At 70.3% G+C, this 25,914-nt stretch carries 24 protein-coding genes; 20 read left to right on the top strand and 4 right to left on the bottom strand.

Annotated elements, in window-relative coordinates; translation table 11 throughout:
- Nucleotides 1–25: 25 nt before the first annotated feature.
- From recG to ACIQCZ_RS29315, 11 genes are all read left to right on the top strand, one after another.
- Nucleotides 26–2,242 (top strand): ATP-dependent DNA helicase RecG, encoded by a 2,217-nt coding sequence (recG, locus tag ACIQCZ_RS29365; protein ID WP_402286403.1) that lies wholly within the window; start codon nt 26–28, stop codon nt 2,240–2,242.
- Between the two features lie 115 nt (nt 2,243–2,357).
- Nucleotides 2,358–2,942, top strand: a complete 585-nt coding sequence (gene rsmD / locus ACIQCZ_RS29360) for a 16S rRNA (guanine(966)-N(2))-methyltransferase RsmD (RefSeq protein ID WP_402286401.1) — start codon at nt 2,358–2,360, stop codon at nt 2,940–2,942.
- Between the two features lie 26 nt (nt 2,943–2,968).
- A complete protein-coding gene (gene coaD, locus ACIQCZ_RS29355; protein WP_402286715.1) occupies nt 2,969–3,448 on the top strand; it encodes a pantetheine-phosphate adenylyltransferase in 480 nt (159 codons plus the stop codon).
- Nucleotides 3,449–3,546: 98 nt separating this feature from the next.
- Nucleotides 3,547–4,620 carry a cell division initiation protein gene (locus ACIQCZ_RS29350; RefSeq protein WP_402286399.1) on the top strand — a complete coding sequence of 358 codons (1,074 nt, stop codon included), beginning with the start codon at nt 3,547–3,549 and terminating at the stop codon, nt 4,618–4,620.
- Between the two features lie 181 nt (nt 4,621–4,801).
- Nucleotides 4,802–5,473: a DUF177 domain-containing protein gene (locus tag ACIQCZ_RS29345; RefSeq protein WP_376208604.1), complete on the top strand. Its 672-nt coding sequence runs from the start codon at nt 4,802–4,804 to the stop codon at nt 5,471–5,473.
- A 2-nt stretch (nt 5,474–5,475) separates the two neighbouring features.
- Entirely contained in the window at nt 5,476–5,649 is a 174-nt protein-coding gene (rpmF, locus tag ACIQCZ_RS29340) for a 50S ribosomal protein L32 (RefSeq protein WP_003965982.1), read from the top strand.
- 19 nt (nt 5,650–5,668) lie between these two features.
- Complete coding sequence (rnc, locus tag ACIQCZ_RS29335) at nt 5,669–6,493, top strand: ribonuclease III (protein WP_114246886.1); 825 nt, start codon at nt 5,669–5,671, stop codon at nt 6,491–6,493.
- 102 nt (nt 6,494–6,595) lie between these two features.
- Entirely contained in the window at nt 6,596–7,465 is an 870-nt protein-coding gene (gene mutM / locus ACIQCZ_RS29330) for a bifunctional DNA-formamidopyrimidine glycosylase/DNA-(apurinic or apyrimidinic site) lyase (RefSeq protein WP_402286396.1), read from the top strand.
- A gap of 186 nt (nt 7,466–7,651) precedes the next feature.
- Nucleotides 7,652–8,290 carry a LysE family translocator gene (locus tag ACIQCZ_RS29325; protein ID WP_402286394.1) on the top strand — a complete coding sequence of 213 codons (639 nt, stop codon included), beginning with the start codon at nt 7,652–7,654 and terminating at the stop codon, nt 8,288–8,290.
- 270 nt (nt 8,291–8,560) lie between these two features.
- Nucleotides 8,561–9,163 carry an RNA polymerase sigma factor gene (locus ACIQCZ_RS29320; RefSeq protein WP_402286392.1) on the top strand — a complete coding sequence of 201 codons (603 nt, stop codon included), beginning with the start codon at nt 8,561–8,563 and terminating at the stop codon, nt 9,161–9,163.
- Nucleotides 9,153–9,488 carry a hypothetical protein gene (locus tag ACIQCZ_RS29315; protein ID WP_402286389.1) on the top strand — a complete coding sequence of 112 codons (336 nt, stop codon included), beginning with the start codon at nt 9,153–9,155 and terminating at the stop codon, nt 9,486–9,488. The genes ACIQCZ_RS29320 and ACIQCZ_RS29315 overlap by 11 nt, the downstream gene beginning before the upstream one ends.
- 170 nt (nt 9,489–9,658) lie before the next feature.
- Here ACIQCZ_RS29315 and ACIQCZ_RS29310 read toward each other — a convergent pair whose 3' ends face one another.
- Together ACIQCZ_RS29310 and ACIQCZ_RS29305 are read right to left on the bottom strand one after the other, a co-directional pair.
- Nucleotides 9,659–10,063 (bottom strand): winged helix-turn-helix transcriptional regulator, encoded by a 405-nt coding sequence (locus ACIQCZ_RS29310; protein WP_402286387.1) that lies wholly within the window; start codon nt 10,061–10,063, stop codon nt 9,659–9,661.
- 71 nt (nt 10,064–10,134) lie between these two features.
- A complete protein-coding gene (locus ACIQCZ_RS29305; RefSeq protein ID WP_402286385.1) occupies nt 10,135–11,079 on the bottom strand; it encodes a CAP domain-containing protein in 945 nt (314 codons plus the stop codon).
- Nucleotides 11,080–11,224: 145 nt separating this feature from the next.
- Here ACIQCZ_RS29305 and ACIQCZ_RS29300 point away from each other — a divergent pair, with 145 nt between their 5' ends.
- The 4 genes from ACIQCZ_RS29300 (at nt 11,225) to ACIQCZ_RS29285 (ending at nt 17,882) form a co-directional block, all read left to right on the top strand.
- Nucleotides 11,225–11,506: an acylphosphatase gene (locus ACIQCZ_RS29300; RefSeq protein ID WP_030928628.1), complete on the top strand. Its 282-nt coding sequence runs from the start codon at nt 11,225–11,227 to the stop codon at nt 11,504–11,506.
- Between the two features lie 439 nt (nt 11,507–11,945).
- Nucleotides 11,946–12,158, top strand: coding sequence for a hypothetical protein (locus ACIQCZ_RS29295; RefSeq protein WP_018551753.1), 213 nt, complete (start codon nt 11,946–11,948; stop codon nt 12,156–12,158).
- Nucleotides 12,159–12,512: 354 nt separating this feature from the next.
- A complete protein-coding gene (locus tag ACIQCZ_RS29290; RefSeq protein WP_402286383.1) occupies nt 12,513–16,241 on the top strand; it encodes an AAA family ATPase in 3,729 nt (1,242 codons plus the stop codon).
- Nucleotides 16,242–16,463: 222 nt separating this feature from the next.
- Nucleotides 16,464–17,882 (top strand): sugar porter family MFS transporter, encoded by a 1,419-nt coding sequence (locus ACIQCZ_RS29285; RefSeq protein WP_402286382.1) that lies wholly within the window; start codon nt 16,464–16,466, stop codon nt 17,880–17,882.
- Nucleotides 17,883–17,961: 79 nt separating this feature from the next.
- Here the strand turns inward: ACIQCZ_RS29285 and ACIQCZ_RS29280 are convergent, their stop codons facing one another.
- Entirely contained in the window at nt 17,962–18,927 is a 966-nt protein-coding gene (locus ACIQCZ_RS29280; RefSeq protein WP_402286380.1) for an LLM class flavin-dependent oxidoreductase, read from the bottom strand.
- Between the two features lie 367 nt (nt 18,928–19,294).
- Here ACIQCZ_RS29280 and ACIQCZ_RS29275 point away from each other — a divergent pair, with 367 nt between their 5' ends.
- Nucleotides 19,295–19,540, top strand: a complete 246-nt coding sequence (locus ACIQCZ_RS29275; RefSeq protein WP_402286378.1) for a hypothetical protein — start codon at nt 19,295–19,297, stop codon at nt 19,538–19,540.
- 360 nt (nt 19,541–19,900) lie between these two features.
- Nucleotides 19,901–21,112, top strand: coding sequence for a signal recognition particle-docking protein FtsY (ftsY, locus tag ACIQCZ_RS29270; protein ID WP_351074110.1), 1,212 nt, complete (start codon nt 19,901–19,903; stop codon nt 21,110–21,112).
- Nucleotides 21,113–21,267: 155 nt separating this feature from the next.
- On the opposite strand, the gene ACIQCZ_RS29265 is transcribed toward ftsY, so the two are convergent.
- Nucleotides 21,268–21,927, bottom strand: coding sequence for a bifunctional DNA primase/polymerase (locus tag ACIQCZ_RS29265; RefSeq protein WP_402286375.1), 660 nt, complete (start codon nt 21,925–21,927; stop codon nt 21,268–21,270).
- Nucleotides 21,928–22,353: 426 nt separating this feature from the next.
- On the opposite strand from ACIQCZ_RS29265, the gene ACIQCZ_RS29260 reads away from it, so the two are divergent.
- From ACIQCZ_RS29260 to ACIQCZ_RS29250, 3 genes are all read left to right on the top strand, one after another.
- A complete protein-coding gene (locus tag ACIQCZ_RS29260) occupies nt 22,354–23,829 on the top strand; it encodes a hypothetical protein (RefSeq protein ID WP_402286374.1) in 1,476 nt (491 codons plus the stop codon).
- Between the two features lie 372 nt (nt 23,830–24,201).
- The gene (locus tag ACIQCZ_RS29255; protein ID WP_402286712.1) at nt 24,202–25,557 is read left to right on the top strand and encodes an ammonium transporter; all 1,356 of its coding nucleotides are present in this window, start codon (nt 24,202–24,204) and stop codon (nt 25,555–25,557) included.
- Nucleotides 25,554–25,892, top strand: coding sequence for a P-II family nitrogen regulator (locus tag ACIQCZ_RS29250; protein WP_402286372.1), 339 nt, complete (start codon nt 25,554–25,556; stop codon nt 25,890–25,892). The genes ACIQCZ_RS29255 and ACIQCZ_RS29250 overlap by 4 nt, the downstream gene beginning before the upstream one ends.
- Nucleotides 25,893–25,914: the final 22 nt, after the last annotated feature.

The following is a 25,914-nucleotide window of genomic DNA, read 5'->3' as shown; positions in this document are numbered from 1 at the left end:
ACATCTGTCAGTGGTGTGGTGTGCAATGGATCGCGTGTCTGCGTTCGATGAACCCCTCAAGAAGCTGCTCGGCGGAGCCACCGCGAAGGTGATGGCCGAACATCTCGACCTGCACACGGTCGGTGATCTGCTGCATCACTACCCGCGGCGGTACGAGGAGCGCGGCCGGCTCACCGCCCTGGCCGACCTCCCGCTGGACGAGCACGTGACGGTGGTCGCCCAGGTCGCCGACGCCCGCATCCTGATGTTCAACAACGGCCGTGGCAAGCGCCTCGAAGTGACCCTCACCGACGGCAACGGCCGCCTCCAGCTGGTCTTCTTCGGCCACGGCGTCCACAAGCCGCACAAGGAGCTGCTGCCGGGACGGCGCGCGATGTTCGCGGGCAAGGTCTCCGTCTTCAACCGGAAGATGCAGCTGGCCCACCCCACGTATCAGCTGCTGGACGCCGAGTCCATCGACGGGGCCGAGGCCGCGGAGGCGGTGGACGCCTTCGCCGGGCGGCTGCTGCCGATCTACCCGGCCTGCAAGCAAATGGACTCCTGGCGGATCGCCAAGGCCGTCGACACCGTGCTGCCCAGTGCCGCGGAGGCCGTCGACCCGCTGCCGCCGGGTCTGCGCGAGGGCCGTGGATTCACCCCGCTCCCGGAAGCGCTGCTGAAGGTCCACCGCCCGCAGACCAAGGCGGACATCGCGCAGGCCAGGGACCGGCTGAAGTGGGACGAGGCGTTCGTCCTCCAGGTCGCGCTGGCCCGCCGCAGATACGCGGACACCCAGCTCCCGGCGGTGGCGCGCAGACCCCGGCCCGACGGGCTGCTCGACGCCTTCGATGCCAAACTGCCCTTCACCCTCACCGAAGGACAGCGGAAGGTCTCCGGGGAGATCTTCGACGACCTGGCGACCGAGCACCCGATGCACCGGCTCCTGCAGGGCGAGGTCGGTTCCGGGAAGACGTTGGTCGCCCTGCGCGCCATGCTCGGCGTCGTCGACGCGGGCGGACAGGCCGCCATGCTCGCGCCCACCGAGGTGCTCGCCCAGCAGCACCACCGGTCCATCACCGAAATGATGGGCGAGCTGGCCGAGGGGGGAATGCTGGGCGGCTCCGAACAGGGGACGAAGGTGGTGCTGCTCACCGGCTCCATGGGGGTCGCGGCCCGCCGCCAGGCGCTGCTCGACCTCGTCACCGGCGAGGCCGGGATCGTGATCGGCACGCACGCGCTGATCGAGGACAAGGTGCAGTTTCACGACCTGGGCCTGGTCGTCGTCGACGAACAGCACCGCTTCGGGGTGGAACAGCGCGACGCCCTGCGTTCCAGAGGGAACCAGCCCCCGCATCTGCTGGTCATGACCGCCACCCCCATTCCCCGTACGGTCGCCATGACCGTCTTCGGCGACCTGGAGACGTCCGTACTGGACCAGCTCCCGGCCGGCCGTTCGCCGATCGCCAGCCATGTCGTCCCCGCCAAGGACAAGCCGCACTTCCTCAGCCGCGCCTGGGAACGGGTCCGGGAGGAGGTGGAGAACGGGCACCAGGCCTATGTGGTCTGCCCCCGCATCGGCGACGACGCCGAGGACGAGGCGGCCGGCGGGAAGGGGAAGAAGAAGGCCCCCGAGGACGACGGCGAGAAGCGCCCGCCGCTCGCCGTCCTGGAGATCGCCGAACAGCTCGCCAAGGGCCCCCTGGCCGGTCTGCGCATCGAGGTGCTGCACGGCAGGATGAATCCCGACGACAAGGACGACGTGATGCGCCGCTTCGCCGCGGGCCAGGTCGACGTCCTCGTCGCCACCACCGTCATCGAGGTCGGGGTCAACGTCCCCAATGCCACCGCCATGGTGATCATGGACGCCGACCGGTTCGGCGTCTCCCAGCTGCACCAGCTGCGCGGCCGGGTCGGCCGTGGCTCGGCCCCCGGGCTCTGTCTGCTGGTCAGCGAGGCCCATGAGGCCAGTCCCGCCCGTGCCCGGCTCTCCGCCGTCGCCGCCACGCTCGACGGCTTCGAGCTGTCCCGGATCGACCTCGAACAGCGGCGCGAGGGCGATGTCCTGGGCCAGGCCCAGTCCGGCGTCCGCTCCTCGCTGCGGATGCTCACCGTCATCGACGACGAGGAGGTCATCGCCGCCGCCCGCGAGGAGGCCGTGGCGACAGTCGCGGCCGACCCGGAGCTGGAGCGTCTGCCCGAGCTGCGGATCGCGCTGGACGCGCTGCTCGACAAGGAGCGCGAGCAGTACCTCGACAAGGGCTGACAGGCCCGGCAGGGGGCGACGGGCGCGCGGGCCCGATCCGCCACGACGCCATATCGTGGGTGCCACGGCGCCGCAGCACCCTGTGGGCCACCCACGAACCGAGGACCAGACACCCATGACCCGCGTGATCGCCGGCTCGGCCGGCGGACGCCGCCTGGCCGTCCCGCCCGGCACCGGCACCCGCCCCACCTCCGACCGTGCGCGCGAGGGACTCTTCTCCACCTGGGAGGCGTTCCTGGGCAGCCTCCACGGCACCCGAGTCGCGGATCTCTACGCGGGCTCGGGCGCCGTCGGCCTGGAGGCGCTCTCCCGCGGCGCGGTCCACGCCCTCCTCGTCGAGGCCGACTCCAAGGCCGTCCGCGTCGTCCGGGACAACGTCCGCACGCTCGGCCTGCCCGGCGCCGAGGTCCGTACCGGCAGGGCGGAACAGATCGTGACCGGGCCGGCGCCCGCCGAGCCGTACGACGTCGTGTTCCTGGACCCGCCGTACGCCGTGACCGACGGCGATCTTGGGGAGATACTGCTCACACTCCGTGCTCAGGGGTGGCTCACGGCCGACGCGCTCGTCACCGTGGAACGGAGCACCCGAGGCGGAGAATTCAACTGGCCCAAGGGATTCGAGCCACTGCGGGCCCGTCGCTACGGCGAGGGAACGCTTTGGTACGGTCGCGCCGCCTCTACGTGCGAAGACGCACGATGACCGGACCGGAGAGCGAGGGAACCAAGTTGCGCCGCGCCGTCTGTCCGGGGTCATTCGACCCCATCACCAATGGACACCTCGACATCATTGGCCGTGCCTCGAAGCTGTACGACGTCGTGCACGTCGCGGTGATGATCAACCAGTCCAAGAAGGGTCTGTTCACGGTCGACGAGCGGATCGATCTGATCCGTCGGGTGACCGCGGACTTCGGCAACGTCCAGGTCGAGTCCTTCCACGGGCTCCTGGTCGACTTCTGCAAGCAGCGCGACATCCCGGCGATCGTGAAGGGCCTGCGGGCCGTCAGCGACTTCGACTACGAGCTGCAGATGGCCCAGATGAACAACGGCCTCTCCGGCGTCGAAACGCTCTTCGTGCCGACCAATCCCATCTACAGCTTCCTGTCGTCCTCCCTGGTCAAGGAGGTCGCCACCTGGGGCGGAGACGTCTCCCACCTGCTTCCCCCCGTGGTCCACCAGGCCCTCACCGAGCGTCTCGCCGGGCGCTGAAGCACTGACTGTCCGTCACCAGGTGTCGGGCGGGCGCCGACTGGCCGTACAGTCGTCCCGTCCGTCTCCAATCGGCTGTAGAGAGTGGCGAGCACACGGTGGACGTGCAGAAGAAGCTCGACGAGATCGTCGAGGCGGTCGGCAGCGCCCGGTCCATGCCCATGTCGGCTTCGTGCGTGGTCAACCGCGCCGAGCTGCTCGCGATGCTCGAAGAGGTGCGTGAGGCCCTGCCCGGCTCGCTCGCCCAGGCCCAGGAGCTCATCGGCGGGCACGAGCAGCTGGCCGAGCAGGCCCGTCAGGAGGCCGAACGGATCATCGAGGCCGCGCACGCCGAACGCACCTCGCTGATCGCCGGGACCGAGGTCGCCATGCAGTCGCGCAGCGAGGCCGACCGCATCCTCGACGAGGCCCGCCGGGAGGCCGCGGAGGTCCGCGCCGAGGCCGACGAGTACGTCGACAGCAAGCTCGCCAACTTCGAGGTCGTCCTCACCAAGACCATCGGCTCCGTCGACCGGGGCCGCGAGAAGCTCCTCGGCCGCGGCCAGGCCTTCGACGAGCAGGGGTACGAGGACCCGGACTTCGCCGAGGCCCCCGAGCGCAGCACCGACCCGGCCACGCTCCAGCGCCGTGCGGACGAGTACGTGGACACCAAGCTCGGTGCCTTCGAGGCCGTGCTCGCCAAGACCCTGGAGGCGGTCGGCCGTGGCCGGGAGAAGCTGCTCGGCCGGGTCGCCACCGACGAACTCGGCGCGCACATGGCCGCCCAGGACGCGGCGGGCAACCAGGGGCACATGAGCGACGAGGACCACTGGGCCGGCCTCGCCGAGCTCGCCACCCCGCAGCCGCAGACCGCGCACCAGCAGGTCCAGCCGCACTTCCCGGCCCAGGCCCAGCCGAGCTACGCGGAGACGTACGGGTACCAGGAGCAGCCGCAGCAGGACGTCTACCAGTACCAGCAGCAGCCGGACCCGTACGCCGCCTACCAGCAGCAGGGCTACGACCAGGGCCAGGTCCAGCCGCCGGCCCAGAACTACGACGGCTGGCAGCAGCAGCCCGTGCACCCCCAGCAGACGCTTCAGCCGCAGGGTGAGAGCGCCCTCGACGAGACCAGCCTGTTCGACACCAGCATGATCGATCTGGAACAGCTCCGCCGCTACGAGCAGGAGCGCTGACCGGACCCCGCGGCGGTCCGGTCGCCACGGCGGTCCGGGCCGTGCGGGGGACCGGCGGACCGGATTGGGAGCTGAGCGGCGCGTCCAGTATCCTGGCTCTTCGGTCGCGCGTATGACCGCGATCTCTGCTGCCCGATTCGAATCCGAATCCGGTCAGCCCTCCCCACGCTGCGTGACGCACATGATTTCGAAAGCAGGAAAAGCCCTGAACGGCCACCTCGACCACCGAAACCCCCTCGTGTTCGACACGCACGAGCTGGGTCGGCGTCCCGGTGCCCTCCAGCGGCTCACCCGCACGGTGGACGCACCCGGTTCGCCGGCCCTCGGCATCGACGGGGTCATCGGTGTGCCGGAAGGCGCGCCCGTGGAGCTGGACCTGCGCCTCGAATCCGTCATGGAAGGGGTGCTCGTCACAGGCACCGCCCGTGCGTCGGCCGAAGGGGAGTGCGTAAGGTGTCTGGAGCCGCTGCACCAAGAGGTCGCGGCGGACTTCCAGGAGATGTTCTCGTACCCTGACGCCGATGACCGTGGCCGCAGCAGCAAGGCGGAACCGGCCGACGACGCCGAGGACGACGAGGACAGGCTCTTCATCGAGGACGGCCTGTTCGACCTCGAACCAGTGCTGCGCGATGCGGTGGTGCTCGCACTGCCGATGCAGCCGGTGTGCCGGGAGTCCTGTGCCGGCCTGTGTTCCGAATGCGGAATCAGGCTGGACGAGAACCCCGGTCACCACCACGATGCCGTCGACATTCGTTGGGCGGCACTGCAAGGACTCGCCGACACCGTTCAGGACGGCGAGAAGGACAACATGGGCGGCGCCGAAGCGGGCGTCGACGAGAAGCAGGAGAAGTAGCCGTGGCTGTTCCGAAGCGGAAGATGTCGCGCAGCAACACGCGCCACCGCCGGTCGCAGTGGAAGGCTGCGGTCCCCACCCTGGTTTCGTGCGAGCGTTGCCAGGAGCCGAAGCTGCAGCACATCGCGTGCCCCAGCTGCGGCACGTACAACAAGCGCCAGGTCCTCGAAGTCTGAGCGGCTGGTGAGAGGCCCGATGTCTGAGTTGTCCAACGCCAAGAAGCAGGCAGACAACGTCAACACAGCCTCGTCCCACACGCTTCTGGAAGGGCGGCTCGGGTATCACCTCGAGTCCGCCCTTCTGGTGCGTGCGCTGACCCATCGCTCCTACGCGTACGAGAACGGCGGTCTGCCCACCAACGAGCGTCTCGAATTCCTCGGGGATTCGGTGCTCGGCCTGGTGGTCACGGACACGCTGTACCGCACCCACCCCGACCTGCCCGAAGGCCAGCTGGCCAAATTGCGGGCCGCGGTGGTCAACTCGCGTGCGCTGGCGGAAGTGGGCCGCGGCCTCGAACTCGGCTCCTTCATCCGGCTCGGCCGCGGTGAAGAGGGCACGGGCGGCAGGGACAAGGCGTCCATCCTCGCCGACACCCTCGAAGCGGTGATCGGCGCGGTCTATCTCGACCAGGGTCTCAGCGCGGCCTCGGAGCTGGTCCACCGGCTCTTCGACCCGCTGATCGACAGGTCCTCCAACCTCGGCGCCGGCCTGGACTGGAAGACCAGCCTCCAGGAACTCACCGCGAGCGAGAGCCTCGGCGTCCCCGAGTACCTCGTCACGGAGACCGGCCCGGACCACGAGAAGACCTTTACTGCTGCTGCTCGCGTCGGTGGTGTCTCGTACGGCACCGGCACCGGCCGTAGCAAGAAGGAAGCGGAGCAGCAGGCGGCGGAGTCCGCCTGGCGCGAGATCAGCGCCGCCGCGGAAGCACGGGAGGCCGCGGCGAAGGCCGCTGCCGACGGAGGGGCCGCCGACACCCCTGCCGACCCCTCGCCGTCCACGGACGTCGCTCCGGCCTGACCCGAGAACCCCCTCGGCGCCCTGCGCACCGAGGGGTTTTTCCTGCCCGGATATGCTTTTCATCTCCCCGTTCACTTCTCGTACTTCTCCAGGAGCGACACCGTGCCCGAGCTGCCCGAGGTCGAGGTCGTACGACGGGGTCTCGCGCGCTGGGTCACCGGCCGCACGGTCGGCGAGGTCGAGGTGCTGCACCCGCGTGCGGTCCGCCGCCATCCCGCGGGCGGAGTGGATTTCGCGGCCCGGCTCGGCGGTGCCCGCTTCGGAACGGCCATGCGCCGCGGGAAGTACCTCTGGATACCGCTGGACGACGCGTCCAGCTCGTTGCTCGGCCACCTCGGCATGAGCGGACAACTGCTCGTACAGCCGCAGGACGCCCCCGACGAGAAGCACCTGCGCATCCGGATCCGCTTCGACGACGACCTCGGTACCGAGCTGCGCTTCGTCGACCAGCGGACCTTCGGCGGGCTCTCGCTCCACGAGTGCGCGGCCGACAGCACGGACGGGCTGCCCGACACCATCGCGCACATCGCCCGCGATCCCCTGGACCCGGCATTCGACGACGCGGCGTTCCAGACGGCCCTGCGGTTGCGCCGGACGACGATCAAGCGCGCTCTGCTCGACCAGTCGCTGATCAGCGGAGTCGGCAACATCTACGCGGACGAGGCGCTGTGGCGCACCAAGCTGCACTACGACCGGCCGACCGCCACCCTCACCCGCCCCAGGTCCGCGGAGTTGCTGGGGCATGTCCGTGACGTGATGAGCGCGGCGCTCGACCAGGGCGGCACCAGCTTCGACAGCCTCTACGTCAATGTGAACGGCGAGTCCGGTTACTTCGACCGCTCGCTCGACGCCTACGGACGCGAGGGCGAGCCCTGCCACCGCTGCGGTACGCCGATGCGGCGCAGGGCGTGGATGAACCGCTCCAGCTACTTCTGCCCGCGCTGCCAGCGTCCGCCGCGCACGGCTTCCTGAGGGCTGTCCGGCGAGTCGTCGCCGGACAGCCCGGCGTCCGACGGCGTAACGGCCTGGTGCACGACGGCGAGCGGGCTCCCTGTCGTGCACCGGGCCGTAAGTCGCGGGTGGGTCTCTTCGATCGGCGCGGGGCCGTTCCACGAAAATGGCTGCAGGCATGCCCGGCCCCCGTGTTACATGAGTGCCATGGTGCCCACCGACCGACTGCCGGCCTTCGCGGCCATGTCGTTCCTGCTGATCGTGGTTCCCGGCCCCAGCGTGCTGTTCGTGATCGGGCGGGCACTGGCACAGGGGCGCCGGGCCGCGCTGACCACGGTCGCGGGGAACACACTCGGAGCCTACGTACTCGTCGTGGCCGTGGCGCTCGGAGTCGGGGCCGTGGTCGAGCGCTCGGTCCTGGTCTTCACGGCGCTGAAGCTCCTGGGCGCCGCGTACCTGGTGTATCTCGGTGTCAAGGCGGTGCGGCAGCGCGGGTCGTTGCATGCCGCGTTCACCGGTGATGGTCCCGCGCACGGCAGTCTGCGCACGTTGTGGGAGGGGTTCGCGGTCGGCGTGGCCAATCCCAAGACCATCGTGTTCTTCGCCGCCGTACTGCCCCAGTTCGTCGACCGTGATCAGGGGCACGTCACAGTTCAAATGCTGTTGCTCGGTCTGGTCTTCAATGTCATCGCGGTGGCCTCCGACAGCGTGTGGGGGTTGGTCGCGGCCACCACGCGAAGCTGGTTCGCCCGCTCACCGCGGCGTCTTGCCCTGATCGGCGGGGTCGGTGGGTTCACGATGATCGGCCTCGGTCTGACCGTCGCCGTGACCGGTCGCAAGGACTGAGGTCCCCCGGCCGGACCGTCGCCCGGCGGGACACCACCGGGCTCGGCCGCGGCTGCGGTTCGTACGGGCCGAGGTGCGATGACAGACCGGACCCGCGGCCAGGGGTGAATCCTTCTGGGCCCGCCACGCCTCTCATAGGCGTGCGGACGACCGCGTCCGCCGCATCCCACCGGGAGGACCCCATGACCACCGTCGTCATCGCCGTCGCGGCCGCCGCGCTGCTGCTGTGCGCGTGCACCGTCACGCTGCTGCGCCGCCGGAGGCGTCAGCGTGGCTGACCGCAGCTGGCCCGGCGCGACCCTGGTCGCCGCCGCGCAACGCGGTGACGTCGAGGCGCTCACCGCGCTGGTGTACGGCTCCTACCCGCACGTGCAGCGGTTCGCGCGCACGCTGTGCGCCACACCGCAGGACGCCGAGGACGCCGCCCAGGAAGCGCTGATCATCCTCTACCGCAAGATCGGCATGCTGCGCGCTTCCGGGGCGCTGGCGTCGTGGATGTTCCGGATCGTCCGCAACGAGTGCCTGCGCCGCACCCGCACCCTGCTCCACCACGAACCGGCCGAAGAGCCCGGCCGGCTCGGCACGGCCGACCGGGTCGACGCGTTCGGCGGCACCGCGCGGTCCGCCGAGGAGGACGTCCTGCTGCGCCTGGAGGCCGAACGCGTCGCGGCCGCCGTCGCCGCCCTGCCCGACGACCAGCGGCAGGTGCTGGTCATGCGGGACATCCAAAGCCTGCCCGGCCGCACCGTCGCGGACCGGCTCGGGCTGAGCACCGCCGCGATGAAGTCCCGCCTGCACCGGGCCCGTTCGGCGGTACGCGAGGCGCTGCGCGACGAACCGGCCGCAACGAGGGGAACCGACGATGACACCTGACCCGACCACCGCGACCCGCACCGCCGGGCCCGGTTCCGCACCCGGCGTCGCCGCCTTTGACGCGTCGGCGCGCGGCGGCTTCGCCGGCGACACCGTCCCGCGCCATCTGGCCCGCGGAGCCGTCGGGTTCGGCGCGCTCGCCGGGTCACTCGCCCTGTTGCCGGTCGTCGGCCCGGCGAGCCTGCTGCTCGCCCCGGTCGGCCTGGTCGCGCTGCGCGGATGTCCGATGTGCTGGGCGATCGGCCTCGTGGAGAGCGTCTCGGCCGGGCGGCTGCGTCGGCCTTGCGCGGACGGGAGGTGCGAACTGACCCGCGCCAGGTCCTGACGGCCCAGCCGTGAGGTCCTTCGTTCGGATCGGGCCGGATCGGCGAGCGGGGCCGGTGCTGTGGATCGCACGGCGGAGGGACGTCCGCACACCCGATGCTTGCGGACGTTCCCACAACGCGGCGAGGCGCCGTGGCTGTCGTCGTGCACCAGGCCGTCACGGGACGGCCCTCAGCCCCGGCCCTCCGGTCCCGGGTGGGCCTCGTCGTAGCGGTCACGGGCCCGCAGCACCTCGGGCATCCGGCCCTCGACGAGTTGGATCAGCCCGAGCAGCCGCTCGGCGACCTGTCGGCCCAGGGGAGTCAGCTCGTAGTCGACGCGTGGGGGATTGGTCGGCTGGGCCTCGCGGTGCACCAGACCGTCCCGCTCCAGGGCGTGGAGCGTCTGCGAGAGCATCTTCTCGCTCACCCCGTCGACCCGGCGGCGCAGCTCGTTGAAGCGGAAGCCGCTCTCGTACAGCGCTCCCAGCGTCAGGCTGCCCCACCGCCCGGTGACATGTTCCAGCGTGCCGCGCGAGGGGCACTGCCGGGAGAACACATCGAATGCGAGCGCGTCCGAACGGGAGTTCTCGTCCATGTGCACGAGCTTACGCCCGCACAGCGCTCACCACCGGGTCGCGCTTTCTTCCGGTGAGTATCTGCTGCGGCTCAGAAGCCGAAGTCCTGCGTCCACCAGGGGCCGCCCGCACCGTAGTGCACGCCGACGCCGAGCGTCTTGTAGTCGCAGTTGAGAATGTTCGCCCGGTGACCGGAGCTGTTCATCCAGGAGTCCATCACGGCCCGTGCGTCGGCCTGGCCCCGGGCGATGTTCTCGCCCCCGAGCCCCTGCACACCGGCCTTCGACGCGCGGTCCCAGGGGGTCCGGCCGTCCGGGTCGGTGTGGTCGAAGAAGCCGCGGGCGGCCATGTCGTCGCTGAAGTTCTGGGCGAGCGAGGTCAGTGCGGAGTCGGCCGTCACCGGACTGCAGCCGACCTTCGCGCGCTCCTGGTTGACCAGGGCGAGCACGGCGGCCTGGGCGGAGTCGGCCGTGGCCGACGCCGTGGACCTGCGGGCGGCCGGAGCCGAGGGTGCGGTGGTCTCCGGAGCGGCCGACGAGGCCTCGGAAGCGGCCGGGGCGGCGCTCTTCCCGGCTTCCGCCGCGCCGGCTCTCGGCGCCGAGGTCGACGGGGACGGGTTCGCCCGTTCCTTCGGCCGGGACGTCTTCGACGGGGAACCGGACGACGGGGAGCCCGCCCGGGACTGCGCACTCGTCGGCCCATCGGTACGTCCGGCACCGCGGCCTGCCTCGGCCGACGCGGTGGAGCGGTCGGCGGGCGCGGTGGACGAGCCGCCCTGGCCCAGCAGATCCGGAGCCCCCTCGGTGCGCACCCGGTCGGCGGCCGAGCCGCCGTTCGTGTAGGTGTCGCCGCCGGGCAGCAGACCGGAGGCGACCGCCGCGGCTCCTACGGCAAGGGCGGCGGAGACGCCGACCAGCCCCGTACGAACAGATGTTCCGGACCGCTTCCCGTGGTGCTTGCCCCGGTGCCGACCGGTGTCCCCCGTCGCGGGGTCCTGAGCGGCGGGAGCTGCTGCGGAGCGTCGATGACGTCCCATCTGCTGAGCCCTTCCGACGATCTGTACGCCGCTCTCGGCGTCAACATGCCTCACCCGATCGGGTGAGGTTATTGCGACGGGACTGTACGCCATGGGCTAAAGGAGCAAGGTGCTCCAAGAGCAATTGGCCGGTTAGCGTTCGGGCATGAACGAAGACGTACGACTCACCGCCTGGGTGCGCGGCCGTGTGCAGCAAGTCGGGTTCCGCTGGTTCACCAGGGCAAACGCCCTGGAGATCGGTGGTCTCACCGGGTTCGCCCTCAATCTCGACGACGGCAGGGTGCAGGTCGTCGCCGAGGGCCGGCGTGAGAATTGCCACCGTCTGCTGGAGTGGCTGCGCTCGGACGACACACCCGGGCGCGTTGACGGAGTCACTGAGATCTGGGACACGCCGCGCGGCGGTTACGAGGGTTTCGCGATCCGCTGATCCGAGCCCGAAACGGGTCCGACGCGAGCGCCGTGTTCGGACGGTGTTCGAGGGGCGGCGCGCGGTGACGGGGCGGGGTGCTCATCTGCGTACACATGAAATGACCTGCGAAATGACCGGGTGGTTGCCAAGATTCGGTTGGCGTGCCAGGCTGCGGCAGTAAGGATGATCTCCACGCCCTTCAGGGCCCCGCAGGAGAGTCGCGCCGCATGATTGTGAAGCCGCGCGCCCCAGGGCTGCCCGTCTCTACGGGGTGTGATCGTGTTGACCGTCAAACTTTTTGGTGAGACGCTGAAATCCCCGCGCACCTTAGCTGTTCGGCAGAGCTGTTTGGCAGCAGAACAGCAGTGAATACAGAGCACTGCCGAGCACCGCGGGTGCGAATCCCTCACGACCCACACCGCATCGGTCGGTCACTCAGTGTGGAGGACCATCCATCATGGCAAAGGCGCTTCTCGGTTACGTCGGCGGTTCCGACCCGCGACTCCTCGCCGAGATGCGACGGCTCCAGCAGCGTGTCCAGGATCTCGAATCCGAGCTTGTGCGGATTCAGGACGAGAACGACGCGCTCAACGCCGCCGCCCAGCACCAAGAGTCGCTGCTCGACAGCATCGACATCGACGTACCTCAGGCGGAGCCGGCGCTGACCTGACCGATGGCCACAGGGCCGGTCGGGCTGCCCCGCGTCAGCCGTCCGAGATCATCACCCGGATCGTCGCCGGATCATTGAAGATCACTGCTCTTGATCTGTCACCTTCGTGACATGTCCTTGATCCGTCATGTGCCGCTGCACCAGTACACCGCACACGCAACACCGCACAAGATTTAAAGGGGCGCTCCGGCGTCCCTTCTTTCTTTCCCTTCGGACCTGTGCGGCCCCGCCCCGGACGCGGACCCCTTCTCCTACGGCCTTGATCCACTCTCCATCGCGCACCAGGCCGTTACCGTCTGATGTGCCCTGCACCTTCATCAGCGAAACCGAGAGTGAAAGGTAGAGTCCGGCGGCGTGCACCTCAAGGCCCTGACCCTGCGCGGTTTCAAATCGTTCGCCTCCGCCACGACGCTGCGGTTCGAACCCGGTATCACGTGCGTCGTCGGTCCCAACGGATCGGGCAAGTCCAATGTGGTGGACGCGCTCTCCTGGGTCATGGGGGAACAGGGTGCCAAATCACTGCGCGGCGGCAAGATGGAAGACGTCATCTTCGCCGGCACCACCGGGCGGCCGCCGCTCGGGCGGGCCGAGGTTTCGCTGACCATCGACAATTCCGATGGAGCGCTGCCCATCGAGTACGCCGAAGTGACGATCACTCGGATCATGTTCCGCAACGGTGGCAGCGAATACCAGATCAATGGCGACACCTGCCGACTCCTGGACATCCAGGAACTCCTCTCGGATTCCGGTATCGGCCGGGAGATGCATGTCGTCGTCGGGCAGGGGCAGCTGGACTCCGTTCTCCACGCCGATCCGATGGGGCGGCGCGCATTCATCGAGGAAGCCGCGGGCGTGCTCAAGCACCGCAAGCGGAAAGAGAAGGCGCTGCGGAAACTGGACGCGATGGGAGCCAATCTGGCCCGCGTCCAGGACCTGACCGACGAGCTGCGACGCCAGCTGAAACCGCTGGGCCGGCAGGCGGCCGTGGCACGCCGGGCCGCAGTCATCCAGGCCGATCTGCGCGACGCCAGGCTGCGACTGCTCGCCGACGACCTGGTGCGACTGCACACCGCGTTGCGCAGCGAGATCGCCGACGAAGCGGCGCTCAAGCAGCGCAGGGAGGCCGCGGAGGCGGAGCTCAGGGCGGCCCTGGCGCGCGAGGCGGAGCTGGAGGACGAGGTACGGCGGCTGGCACCGCGGCTCCAGCGGGCCCAGCAGACCTGGTACGAGCTGTCCCAGCTGGCCGAGCGGGTGCGCGGCACGATCTCGCTGGCCGACGCCCGGGTCAAGAGCGCCGGGGCGGCACCGGAGGAGGAACGGCGCGGCCGTGATCCGGAGGAGATGGAGCGGGAGGCGGCCCGCATCCGTGAGCAGGAGGCGGAGCTGGAGGCCGCGCTGGAGGCGGCGGAACACGCGCTGGAGGACACGGCCGCCCACCGTGCCGACCTGGAACGGGAGTTGGCGGCCGAGGAGCGCAGGCTCAAGGACGCCGCGCGGGCCATCGCAGACCGACGCGAAGGACTGGCCCGGCTGAACGGGCAGGTCAACGCGGCCCGCAGCCGGGCCGGTTCGGCGCAGGCGGAGATCGACCGGCTGGCTGCCTCCCGTGACGAGGCACAGGAGCGGGCGGTCGCCGCACAGGAGGAGTACGAACAGCTCAAGGCCGAGGTCGATGGGTTGGACGCGGACGACGCGGAGCTGGGTGAGCGGCACGAGGCCGCCAAGCGGGAACTCGCAAAGGCGGATGCGGCGCTCTCCGCGGCGCGGGAATCAGCGACCGCCGCCGAACGGAAGCGGGCGGCGATCGCGGCCCGCCATGACGCACTGGCCCTCGGCCTGCGCCGCAAGGACGGCACGGGCGTGCTGCTCGGCGCGCAGGACCACCTGGCGGGCCTGCTCGGCCCGGCCGCCGAACTCCTGACGGTGGCGCCGGGGCACGAGGTGGCGGTGGCGGCGGCCCTGGGCGCGGCGGCGGACGCGGTCGCGGTGACGGATCCGGCCACGGCCGCGGAGGCGATCCGGCTGCTGCGCAAACAGGACGCGGGCCGGGCGGCGATGCTGCTGGGCGGGGTGCGCGCCGGCGTCCCCGATCAAGGTGGGGCCTCTGATGCTGTTGTCACTGGTGTGGATTCGGGTGCTGGTGGTGCTGTTGAGACCGGTGGTGCCGGTGGCGCTGATGCGTCTGCTGTGCACCTCCCGGGGCAGACGCACGGCCGGGCGGACGGTCTCCACGCACCTGCCCGCTCCTCGCGCATCGCGGTGGCCGGAGCGACCGCCGGAGGTCCGCCCGCCGTGGCCGACCTCGTCCGTGGGCCCGTCGAACTGGTTGACGCCGTACGGAGGCTGGTGCGGGACATGGTGGTCGTCGGCACCTTGGAGGATGCCGAGGACCTCGTTGCCGCGCGCCCGGAGCTGACGGCTGTGACCGCCGAGGGGGACGTCCTCTCGGCGCACTTCGCGCACGGCGGTTCCGCCGGTGCGCCGAGCCTCCTCGAAGTGCAGGCCTCGGTCGACGAAGCCGCCCTCCAGCTGGAGGAACTGGCGGTGCGGTGCGCGGAGTCGGCCGAGGAACAGCGCCTCGCGACGGAGCGGCGCAGGGCGAGTGCCGGACTGGTCGAGGAGCTGGGGGAGCGGCGCCGGGCCGCCGAGCGGGAGAAGTCCGGGGTGGCCCAGCAGCTCGGGCGGCTCGCCGGGCAGGCCCGTGGCGCCGCAGGCGAGGCGGAGCGGATGACCGCGTCGGCCGCCCGGGCCCAGGAGGCGCTGGAGCGGGCGACGGAGGAAGCCGAGGAACTGGCCGAGCGGCTGCTGGTCGCCGAGGAGATGCCGGTCGAGGAGGAACCGGACACCTCCGTGCGCGACCGGCTCGCCGCCGACGGTGCCAACGCCCGCCAGACCGAGATGGAGGCCCGCCTCCAGGTACGTACTCACGAGGAGAGGGTCAAGGGGCTCGCGGGCCGTGCGGAAGCCCTCGACCGGGGCGCCCGGGCCGAACGGGAGGCCCGCGCCCGTGCCGAGCGGCGCCGCGCCCGGCTGCGGCACGAGGCGGCGGTGGCGTCGGCCGTCGCGTCCGGCGCCCGTCAGCTGCTCGCCCATGTCGAGGTGTCCGTCGTGCGGGCCGAGCAGGAGCGGGGGGCGGCCGAGGCGGCGAAGGCGGAACGGGAGCGGGAGCTGGCGGCCGAGCGTACTCAGGGCCGCGAGCTCAAGAGCGAGCTGGACAAGCTGACCGACTCCGTCCACCGCGGCGAGGTGCTCGGTGCCGAGAAGCGGCTGCGCATAGAGCAGCTGGAGGCGAAGGCGCTGGAGGAACTGGGCGTCGAGCCGGCCGGGCTGGCCGCCGAGTACGGCCCCGACCAGCTCGTACCGCCGTCACCGGCGGTGGAGGGCGAGGAGCTGCCGGAGGATCCGGAGCATCCGCGCAACCAGCCGAAGCCCTTCGTCAGGTCCGAGCAGGAGAAGCGGCTGAAGTCGGCCGAACGGGCGTACCAGCAACTCGGAAAGGTGAATCCGCTCGCCCTCGAGGAGTTCTCGGCGCTGGAGGAACGGCACAAGTTCCTCTCCGAGCAGCTCGAAGACCTGAAGAAGACCCGGGCCGATCTGATACAGGTCATCAAGGAGGTCGACGAGCGGGTCGAGCAGGTGTTCAGCGAGGCGTACCGGGACACGGCCCGTGAGTTCGAGGGCGTCTTCTCGCGCCTCTTCCCGGGCGGTGAGGGGCGGCTCGTCCTGACCGACCCGGACAACATGCTCGCGACCGGTGTGGACGTCGAGGCCCGGCCGCCCGGCAAGAAGGTCAAGCGGCTCTCGCTGCTGTCCGGCGGGGAACGCTCACTGACGGCGGTGGCGTTGCTGGTCTCGATCTTCAAGGCCCGCCCCAGTCCGTTCTACGTGATGGACGAGGTCGAGGCGGCGCTCGACGACACCAACCTGCAGCGGCTGATCCGGATCATGGAGGAGCTCCAGGAGAGCTCGCAGCTGATCGTGATCACGCACCAGAAGCGGACGATGGAGGTCGCCGACGCACTGTACGGCGTCTCGATGCAGGGTGACGGGGTCTCCAAGGTCATCAGTCAGCGGCTGCGCTGAGCGATCCCGCCCTTCAAGGCTTCAATGCGCTCACAGGTTCCTGTCGGGCCGATCACGCAAATGATCGAAGTTGACTTCGAAACTTGAACGAATAGTCTCTGCAACGTCGTCTTTATCTTCAAGTGGTGGCAGGTGGAAAGTTATGCGCCACTTGGAGGAGCTCGCGCCCCACAAGAGCTCGTCCCCCACACCTGACGACGCGGCCAGGCATCAGGAGTTCAAGTGACCAGCATCTCGCAGGGACCGGCGTCCGGAGCCCGAGCGGCCCATCCGGACCACCTCGGCCATGTCATCTTCATCACGGCGGCCGCGGCGATGGGCGGCTTCCTGTTCGGCTACGACAGCTCCGTGATCAACGGCGCCGTCGAGGCCATCCGCAGCCGGTACGAGATCGGTTCGGGAACGCTCGCCCAGGTCATCGCCATCGCCCTGATCGGCTGTGCGATCGGCGCGGCCACGGCGGGACGCATCGCCGACCGCATCGGCCGCATCCGCTGCATGCAGATCGCCTCCGTGCTCTTCACCATCAGCGCCGTCGGTTCCGCGCTCCCGTTCGCGCTCTGGGACCTGGCGATGTGGCGCATCATCGGCGGCTTCGCCATCGGCATGGCCTCGGTGATCGGCCCGGCGTACATCGCCGAGGTCTCGCCGCCCGCCTACCGCGGTCGCCTCGGCTCCTTCCAGCAGGCCGCGATCGTCGTCGGCATCGCCATCTCCCAGCTGGTCAACTACGGCATCCTGCAGCTCGCCGGCGGCGATCAGCGCGGCAGGATCGGCGGCATCGAGGCCTGGCAGTGGATGCTCGGCGTGATGGTCGTCCCCGCCGTCCTGTACGGGCTGCTGTCGCTGGCGATCCCCGAGTCGCCGCGGTTCCTGATCTCGGTCGGCAGGAAGGACCGCGCCCGGCAGATCCTGGCGGAGGTCGAGGGCACGTCCGTCGACCTCGACGCCCGGGTGGCCGAGATCGAGACCGCCATGCGCCGCGAGCACAAGTCCACGTTCACGGACCTGCTCGGCGGACGCGTCGGCTTCCTGCCGATCGTCTGGGTCGGCATCGGTCTCTCGGTCTTCCAGCAACTCGTCGGCATCAATGTGGCGTTCTACTACTCGGCGACGCTCTGGCAGTCCGTCGGTATCGACCCGTCGGCCTCGTTCTTCTACTCGTTCACCACGTCGATCATCAACATCATCGGCACCGTGGTCGCCATGGTTCTGGTGGACCGGGTGGGCCGCAAGCCGCTCGCGCTGGTCGGCTCGACCGGTATGGCCATCGCCCTCGCCTTCGAGGCCTGGGCCTTCTCGGCCCACCTGGTCGACGGCAAGCTGCCCCACACCCACGGAGTCGTGGCACTGGTCGCGGCCCATGTGTTCGTGCTCTTCTTCGCCCTGTCGTGGGGTGTGGTGGTCTGGGTCTTCCTCGGTGAGATGTTCCCGAACAGGATCCGCGCCGCGGCGCTCGGTGTCGCCGCGTCCGCGCAGTGGATCGCCAACTGGGCCATCACCGCGAGCTTCCCGAGCCTGTCCGACTGGAACCTGTCGGGCACGTACATCATCTACGCATGCTTCGCCACGCTCTCGATCCCCTTCGTGCTCAAGTTCGTGAAGGAGACCAAGGGCAAGGCGTTGGAGGAGATGGGCTGATCCCCGCTGTCCCTCTCCTCGTCCACGGATCGCCCCGGCCCGCACCCGCGGAGCCGGGGCGGTTCCGGGCGGGGCGCGGTCAGCGCGCGACCGCGCCGCAGAACAGCCGCAGACTGCGCCACCCCTCCTCGACCGGCATCCCGCCGCACAGCGGATGCAGCACCAGGTTCTCCGCGTCCTCGGAGGCGGCGGCGCACTCGTCCGGTGTGACGACCCGGTAGACCCCTTCGTCCCGCAACTCCGTCACCGTCGTCGCCGCCGAACGCACGGCCGAGCGGATGTCCTTGGACTGCCAGGAGGCGTACGTGCGCGCCTCGTGGAGGAAATGCTTGCCGTACTCCGCCCACGTCCGGTCCGGGTCCTCGGACACATGCAGCAGCGGTGTCCGGGCGGCCGGCATCATGCAGAAGCCGTCCGTCCCGAACCGTGCACGCTGCTCGTGGTAGTACGCCTCCAGCTCCGGCAGATGCGCGCTCGGGAAGAACGGCAGCCCGAACCGGGCCGCCCGCCGCGCCGCGGCCCGCGAACTGCCGCCCACCAGCAGCAGCGGATGCGGCCGGGTGTACGGGCGCGGAGTGATCCGGACCGTACGGCCCCGGTACGGGAAGGGCTCCCCGGTCCACGCCTGCAGCAGGGTCTCCAGCAGCTCGTCCTGGAGCCTGCCGCGCCGGCCCCATTCGACGCCCGCCTGTTCGTACTCCTCCGGCCGGTAGCCGATCCCCGCCACGGTGACCAGCCGGCCCGTGCTCAGCAGGTCCAGGACCGCGATGTCCTCGGCGAGCCGCAGCGGGTCGTGCAGCGGGCCGATGATCGCCGAGACGGTGACCGCGATCCGGCGGGTGGCGCCGAAGACCGAGCCCGCGAAGACGAAGGGGGAGGGGAGCCAGGAGTCGGCGACGCCGTGGTGCTCCTCGGTCTGTACCGTGTCGACGCCGTGCTCGTCGGCGTACGCGGCCATCTCCAGCGCGGCCCGGTAGCGGGCCGAGAGCGACTCGCGGGTGGCGTCGGGATCGACGAGATTGAACCGGACCACGGTGAAAGCCATGACGCTTGTCCCCTTCGTCGGGCGGGCTCGGCGAGCCGGGACACTAGCTGACGCAGCGTCAGAAGTGTAGGGATGCGTCGCCCCCGGGTTCGCTCCCGCTCCCTGTGCGGCGGGGCGCGGCAGGATCGCGCACGCGCGGCAAAGGCGACGACCGCGGTCGCCCGGCCCGGTCCCCGGCGCCCGATCCGGGAGCCGGCGAACGGGCCGGAGAACCACTGCACACCGGTGAGGAGCGGCCCCGCCACGCGGCCCGCGGTCCACGCGGTCACGGCCGCGACGGCGAAGCTCCCCCGTGTACCAGTAGGCGCCGGACGGTGTGGTGTCCAGGAGCGCCGCCGGATCGTATCCGCGCCGCCTCGGCCGATCCGTGCCGAAGGCCCCGATCCACGCCGAGAACGTCACCGCGAGCAGCGTCGGAAAGGAGACGAAGGAATTCGGGAAACCCGCCGCCGTCGTCATCGGCGGCGCGCCCGGTGACGGACTGATGCCGCCGTTCACCCCGACCGCCCACGCCCCGGGGATCCTGAATCCCGGCGTCTGCGTGGGAAAACCGCCCGAATACAGCGACATCGCATTGATCAACACCATGCCGATGACGGCCATCAGCGGATAAGGGGCCGCGAGCCGGCCGGGCGGCAGCGCCCCGATGAACGACCGGGTCGTGGGTGACGGCCGGCCCCGGCGTGGTGACCGCCATCACGGCGCCCATCGGCCCGCATCCCGAGCCCCGGCACCAGGAAGGCGTGAGCCCCGCGCCCGTGGTGAGCAGCAGCACGGCCGGATTCGCACCGGGTGGCGAAGAGGGGCCGGATCCGGCCGGTGCGCTCGCTGTCGGGGGCGGGCTCCAGGCCGCAGGTCTCCACGGACAGGGTCGTACCTTTACCGCCAAAAGGTGCATAACGGTTGGAGTGGATGTGAGGGTGGTCCTTCGGGGCGGTCCGTGCGGGCGGTCGTGACTGATACTGGGTGGGTTATGGAATTCGTCATCCTTGCTGTAGTCATCGCCCTGGTCGCGGTCGGCGTGATCAGCGGGCTCGTGGTCAGCGGCCGCAAGAAGAAGCAGCTGCCCCCGGCGCCGTCGAGCACGCCGACCATCACTCCTCCCGCCGAACCTCATGTCGGCGAGGAGGCCGAGACGCCGCGCGAGGAACCGCGCCGCACCATCGAGGAGGTCGGCCCCCCCTCGGCCGAGGCTCCCGCCGAGGAGGTCCCCGAGGCCGTCGAGCCGGAGGCGCCCGCCGCCCCCGCCCTCGAAGTCCCCGAGCCCACGGCCGGCCGACTGGTACGGCTGCGTGCCCGGCTCGCCCGCTCGCAGAACTCCCTCGGCAAGGGGCTGCTCACGCTCCTGTCCCGCGACAACCTCGACGAGGAGACGTGGGAGGAGATCGAGGACACGCTCCTCACCGCCGATGTGGGCGTCGCGCCCACCCAGGAACTGGTGGAGCGGCTCCGCGAACGCGTCCGTGTCCTCGGCACGCGTACGCCCGAAGGGCTGCGCACGCTGCTCCGTGAGGAGCTCCTCACCCTGCTGGGCACGGACTTCGACCGTGAGGTCAAGACGGAGAGCGGTGTCGACACCCCCGGCGTCGTGATGGTCGTCGGCGTCAACGGAACCGGCAAGACCACCACCACCGGCAAGCTGGCCCGGGTGCTCGTCGCCGACGGCCGCAGTGTCGTGCTCGGCGCCGCCGACACCTTCCGGGCCGCCGCCGCCGACCAGCTGCAGACCTGGGGCGAGCGCGTCGGTGCCCGCACCGTGCGCGGTCCCGAGGGCGGCGACCCCGCGTCGATCGCCTTCGACGCGGTGAAGGAGGGCATCGCCGAGGGCGCGGATGTCGTCCTCATCGACACCGCCGGGCGCCTGCACACCAAGACCGGGCTGATGGACGAGCTCGGCAAGGTCAAGCGGGTCGTCGAGAAGCACGGGCCGCTGGACGAGATCCTGCTCGTCCTCGACGCCACGACCGGGCAGAACGGCCTCGTGCAGGCCCGGGTGTTCGCCGAGGTCGTCGACATCACCGGCATCGTGCTCACCAAGCTGGACGGCACCGCCAAGGGCGGCATCGTCGTCGCCGTCCAGCGCGAGCTGGGCGTACCGGTGAAGCTGGTCGGTCTCGGTGAGGGGCCGGACGACCTGGCTCCGTTCGAGCCGGGGGCGTTCGTGGACGCCCTGATCGGGGACTGACGCCGCGCACACGAGGAGCCCGACCGCATGAGGCAGCTGCGGCCGGGCTCTTCCGTTTCAGGGGGCGGCCGTTCCCGGGAGCGCCTGTCGGTTCCGGGGGCGGTCCGCAGAGCGATGGCGTCCGTCGGCGAGAGCCTCCTGCGCGGAGGAGTGGTTCAGCCGCGGAGAGGTGCGCGATGGCAGCTGTACGCCAGCGTGCCCAGCAGCAGCCGTGCCTGCGGCGGCGCGGCCGCCGTGTCCAGCACCGGCGGGCGCAGCCACCGGACCGGGCCGAGGCCGCCCTCGTCGGACGGCGGGGCGGTGATGTGACAGCCGGGCCCCAGCGCCCGCAGATCGAGCCCCGCGTCGTCCCAGCCCATCCGGTACAGCAGCTGCGGGAGTTCGGCGGCGGCCCCCGGGGCCACGAAGAACCGTGCCCGTCCGGACGGTGTCACCGCGACCGGGCCGAGCGGCAGCCCCATCCGCTCCATCCGGACCAGGGCCCGGCGGCCGGCCGCTTCGGCGACGTCGAGGATGTCGAAGGTGCGGCCCACCGGCAGCAGCATCGAGGCGCCCGGAACCCGGGCCCAGGCCGCCGTCGCCGCGTCGAGCGTCGCGCCTGCGGGGACCTCGGTCGCGAAGTCCAGCGGATGGGCGCCGGGGGAGGGACACGTCCGCTCCCCGCACGAGCAGCGGCCGGAGGCGGCCCGCGTCCCCGGCACGACGGCCCAGCCCCACAGCCCCGTGTACTCGGCCAATGCCATGCACTCGGCCGCACGGCCGCGGCGCCGTGAGCCGGTGCGCATCTCGCGGATGCCGCCGATCGTGAAGCCCATGCCCCCTCCAACGGGTCCGACTTGCCGGTGGTTACGACGTGGAGCCGAGATGTGACGCTCCGGAGTCTCTGTCGATCCGTGGTGCGCCCGGCGCACTCAGGGGCGTGCGACGCCGGGTGCGCGCTCTGAGGTGCATCACTGCAACGACTGGCGATCGTCGTGTGTCAAGTGAATCGCGCCGGGTGGTGGTGGCGTTCATCCGAAGGGGTGGCGAATGGTGGCGTTTCTGTCGGCGCTCTCGTCGGGCTGGTGATCGTAGGATTACCGTCGGTACACGAACCATGGAAGTATGTGCGCCCATGGGTATGCCGGAGGCAACCCGATTTCCTGTTCCATTGCGCGCAACCTCCGTATGGGCGGCAATGGGCCAGGGCATTCTGACAGTGGTTCGCGCGACAGTATTTCGGCGGGAATGGGGGCCTTCCAGTGAGTGGCAGCGGCGCAGGCGATTCGAATGCCGGTAAGCGCCCCAATGAGCAATTGAGCTCATGGTTCGTGCGCAGCGGCTGGTCGAAGGGCGAGCTCGCGCGGCAGGTGAACCGCCGGGCGCGCCAGACGGGCGCCCACCACATCAGCACCGACACCTCCCGGGTGCGGCGCTGGCTCGACGGTGAACAGCCGCGCGAGCCGATCCCGCGCATCCTCTCGGAACTCTTCTCGGAGCGCTTCGGCTCCGTCGTGGCGATCGAGGACCTCGGACTGCGCTCGACGCACCAGTCACCATCGGTGTCCGGTGTCGACCTGCCCTGGGCGGGTCCGCAGACCGTCGCCCTGCTCAGTGAGTTCTCCCGCAGCGATCTGATGCTCGCCCGCCGCGGCTTCCTCGGCTCCTCGCTCGCGCTGGCCGCGGGGCCCGCCCTGATCGAGCCCATGCAGCGCTGGCTGGTGCCCGTCGCCGCCGCCGTACCGGCGGAGCCGGAGCCGTCCGCCGCGGACCGCCGCCCCTCCAGGCTCTCCGGCCCCGAGCTCGACCTCCTGGAATCCACCACCGCGATGTTCCGCCAGTGGGACGCGCAGTGCGGCGGCGGACTGCGCCGCAAGGCCGTCGTCGGGCAACTCCACGAGGTCACCGACCTGCTGCAGGAACCGCAGCCGGCCGCCACCGCCAAGCGGCTCTTCCGCTGCGCCGCCGAACTGGCGGAGCTGGCCGGCTGGATGAGCTACGACGTCGGCCTCCAGCCCACCGCCCAGAAGTATTTCGTTCTCGCGCTCCATGCCTCGAAAGAGGCCGGCGACAAACCGCTCGGTTCGTATGTTCTGTCCAGCATGAGCCGCCAGATGATCCATCTCGGCCGGCCCGACGACGCGCTCGAACTGATCCACCTGGCGCAGTACGGCAGCCGGGACTGCGCCACCCCGCGTACCCAGGCCATGCTGTACGCGATGGAGGCCCGCGCTTACGCCAACATGGGCCAGCCCAGCAAGTGCAAGCGAGCCGTCCGGATGGCCGAGGACACCTTTCTCGACGTCGGCATCGACGGCGAGCCCGAGCCCGACTGGATCCGTTTCTTCTCCGAGGCCGAGCTCAACGGCGAGAACTCCCACTCGTTCCGCGACCTCGCCTATGTCGCGGGCCGCAGCCCCACCTACGCCACGCTCGCCGAATCCCGCATGCAGAAGGCCGTCGAGCTCTTCGGCGAGGACGACGAGCACCAGCGGTCGTACGCACTCAACCTGATCGGCCTCGCCACCGTCCATCTCCTCAAGGGCGAGCCCGAGCAGTCCACGGTGCCGGCCGAGCAGGCCCTGCGTGTGGCCAGGAAGATCCGCTCCGAGCGCGTCAACACCCGGCTCCGCAAGACGGTCGACACCGCCGCCAGGGACTTCGGGGACATTCCCGATGTCGCCCGGCTCACCGAGATGCTCACCGAGCAACTGCCCGAGACCGCAGAGGCGGTCTGAGCGACACCCCCCTGACCCCGGCCACGACGACCACCCCGCACAGACCGACTTCGGCTCCCCCCATCGCCAGGTCAGCGGGTGGTCGGCGTGGCCGGTTCGCGTTGCCGTTCCCGTACGGGAGAGTCGTAACCGCACCGTATGCGGACCCGGTCGCGAAGCAGGCCCCGCACCGGATACGCCACCACCGGTTCATGGGGACGTAACACACCCGAACTCTTCGTCACTACCGCGAAACACCGGGCGGCATCGGCGGAAACCGCGCTGGGCGAGTCTCATGGCGCATAACCGGCCCGCACCTTTTCCCCAGTGGTCCCGCACGTGGTGCAGCTCATCCCGCCCGCACGCGGCCGCACCGACGACGAGGAGACGCCGATGCCCCCAGGCATCACGACGCTTGCCGCAGACACCCCGACGCTGTCTGCCGCCAACACCGGGTTCATGCTCATCTGCTCCGCCCTGGTGATGCTCATGACCCCGGCCCTGGCCTTCTTCTACGGAGGCATGGTCCGCGTCAAGAGCACCCTCAACATGCTGATGATGAGCTTCATCAGCCTCGGGATCGTCACGATCCTGTGGGTGCTCTACGGGTTCAGCCTCGCCTTCGGCACCGACATCGGTTCCGTCCTCGGCTGGAGCTCGGACTTCGTCGGCCTCAGCGGGATCGGCATCACCCAGCTCTGGGACGGATACACGATCCCCGTCTACGTCTTCGCCGTCTTCCAGCTGATGTTCGCCGTCATCACTCCCGCGCTGATCAGCGGTGCCCTCGCCGACCGGGTGAAGTTCACCTCCTGGGCCCTGTTCATCACGCTCTGGGCCACCGTCGTCTACTTCCCCGTCGCCCACTGGGTCTGGGGCGCGGGCGGCTGGCTGTTCGAGCTCGGCGTCATCGACTTCGCCGGGGGCACGGCGGTCCACATCAACGCGGGTGCCGCCGCGCTCGGCGTGATCCTCGTCATCGGCAAGCGCGTCGGCTTCAAGAAGGACCCGATGCGCCCGCACAGCCTGCCGCTCGTCATGCTCGGTGCCGGACTGCTCTGGTTCGGCTGGTTCGGTTTCAACGCCGGCTCGTGGCTCGGCAACGACGACGGCGTCGGCGCGGTCATGTTCGTCAACACCCAGGTCGCCACCGCCGCCGCGATGCTCGCCTGGCTCGGATACGAGAAGCTCCGCCACGGCTCCTTCACCACCCTCGGCGCGGCCTCCGGCGCCGTCGCCGGCCTCGTCGCCATCACCCCGTCCGGCGGCGCCGTCAGTCCGCTCGGTGCCATCGCGGTCGGTGCCATCGCCGGTGTCCTGTGCGCCATGGCCGTCGGCCTGAAGTACAGGTTCGGCTACGACGACTCCCTGGACGTCGTCGGTGTCCACCTCGTCGGCGGTGTCGCGGGCTCCCTCCTCATCGGCTTCTTCGCCACCGGCGGCGTGCAGTCCGACGCCAAGGGCCTGTTCTACGGCGGTGGCCTCGACCAGCTCGGGAAGCAGGCCGTCGGGGTCTTCGCCGTCCTCGCGTACTCTCTGGTCGTCTCCGCGGTCCTCGCCTTCCTCCTGGACAGGACGATCGGTATGCGGGTCGACGAGGACGACGAGATCTCCGGCATCGACCAGGTCGAACACGCCGAGACGGCGTACGACTTCAGCGGAGCGGGCGGCGGCACGGCCCCGCGCACCGCCTCCGCCACGGCACCGGGTACGACGGCAGCAACGCAGACCAAGAAGGTGGACGCATGAAGCTCATCACCGCAGTCGTGAAGCCGCACCGGCTCGACGAGATCAAGGAGGCCCTGCAGGCCTTCGGCATCCAGGGCCTCACGGTGACCGAGGCCAGCGGCTACGGGCGTCAGCGCGGCCACACCGAGGTCTACCGGGGCGCCGAGTACACCGTCGACCTCGTCCCCAAGATCCGCATCGAGGTCCTGGTCGAGGACGAGGACTCCGAAGAGCTCATCGACGTCGTCGTGAAGGCCGCGCGGACCGGCAAGATCGGTGACGGCAAGGTCTGGAGCGTGCCGGTCGACACCGCGGTCCGCGTACGGACGGGCGAACGCGGCCCGGACGCCCTCTGACCGACGGCCCCGACGACCACCG

Origin of the sequence: Streptomyces sp. NPDC093149, assembly GCF_044754145.1 — a bacterium.
Lineage (GTDB): Bacteria > Actinomycetota > Actinomycetes > Streptomycetales > Streptomycetaceae > Streptomyces.
The sequence above is the reverse complement of the archived record's forward strand: the minus strand, read 5'-3'. Positions and strand labels throughout refer to the sequence as shown.

What these genes read in the sequence shown, in the direction of transcription:
- ACIQCZ_RS29315 (WP_402286389.1), top strand. Translation starts at nt 9,153, where the DNA reads ATGACACCTGACCCGACCACCGCGACCCGCACCGCCGGGCCCGGTTCC.
- ACIQCZ_RS29305 (WP_402286385.1), bottom strand. Translation starts at nt 11,079, where the DNA reads ATGGGACGTCATCGACGCTCCGCAGCAGCTCCCGCCGCTCAGGACCCC.
- ftsY (WP_351074110.1), top strand. Translation starts at nt 19,901, where the DNA reads ATGGAATTCGTCATCCTTGCTGTAGTCATCGCCCTGGTCGCGGTCGGC.
- rnc (WP_114246886.1), top strand. Translation starts at nt 5,669, where the DNA reads ATGTCTGAGTTGTCCAACGCCAAGAAGCAGGCAGACAACGTCAACACA.
- rsmD (WP_402286401.1), top strand. Translation starts at nt 2,358, where the DNA reads ATGACCCGCGTGATCGCCGGCTCGGCCGGCGGACGCCGCCTGGCCGTC.
- ACIQCZ_RS29265 (WP_402286375.1), bottom strand. Translation starts at nt 21,927, where the DNA reads ATGGGCTTCACGATCGGCGGCATCCGCGAGATGCGCACCGGCTCACGG.
- ACIQCZ_RS29325 (WP_402286394.1), top strand. Translation starts at nt 7,652, where the DNA reads ATGGTGCCCACCGACCGACTGCCGGCCTTCGCGGCCATGTCGTTCCTG.
- ACIQCZ_RS29310 (WP_402286387.1), bottom strand. Translation starts at nt 10,063, where the DNA reads ATGGACGAGAACTCCCGTTCGGACGCGCTCGCATTCGATGTGTTCTCC.
- ACIQCZ_RS29250 (WP_402286372.1), top strand. Translation starts at nt 25,554, where the DNA reads ATGAAGCTCATCACCGCAGTCGTGAAGCCGCACCGGCTCGACGAGATC.
- ACIQCZ_RS29280 (WP_402286380.1), bottom strand. Translation starts at nt 18,927, where the DNA reads ATGGCTTTCACCGTGGTCCGGTTCAATCTCGTCGATCCCGACGCCACC.
- ACIQCZ_RS29345 (WP_376208604.1), top strand. Translation starts at nt 4,802, where the DNA reads ATGATTTCGAAAGCAGGAAAAGCCCTGAACGGCCACCTCGACCACCGA.
- ACIQCZ_RS29255 (WP_402286712.1), top strand. Translation starts at nt 24,202, where the DNA reads ATGCCCCCAGGCATCACGACGCTTGCCGCAGACACCCCGACGCTGTCT.
- ACIQCZ_RS29295 (WP_018551753.1), top strand. Translation starts at nt 11,946, where the DNA reads ATGGCAAAGGCGCTTCTCGGTTACGTCGGCGGTTCCGACCCGCGACTC.
- recG (WP_402286403.1), top strand. Translation starts at nt 26, where the DNA reads ATGGATCGCGTGTCTGCGTTCGATGAACCCCTCAAGAAGCTGCTCGGC.
- ACIQCZ_RS29300 (WP_030928628.1), top strand. Translation starts at nt 11,225, where the DNA reads ATGAACGAAGACGTACGACTCACCGCCTGGGTGCGCGGCCGTGTGCAG.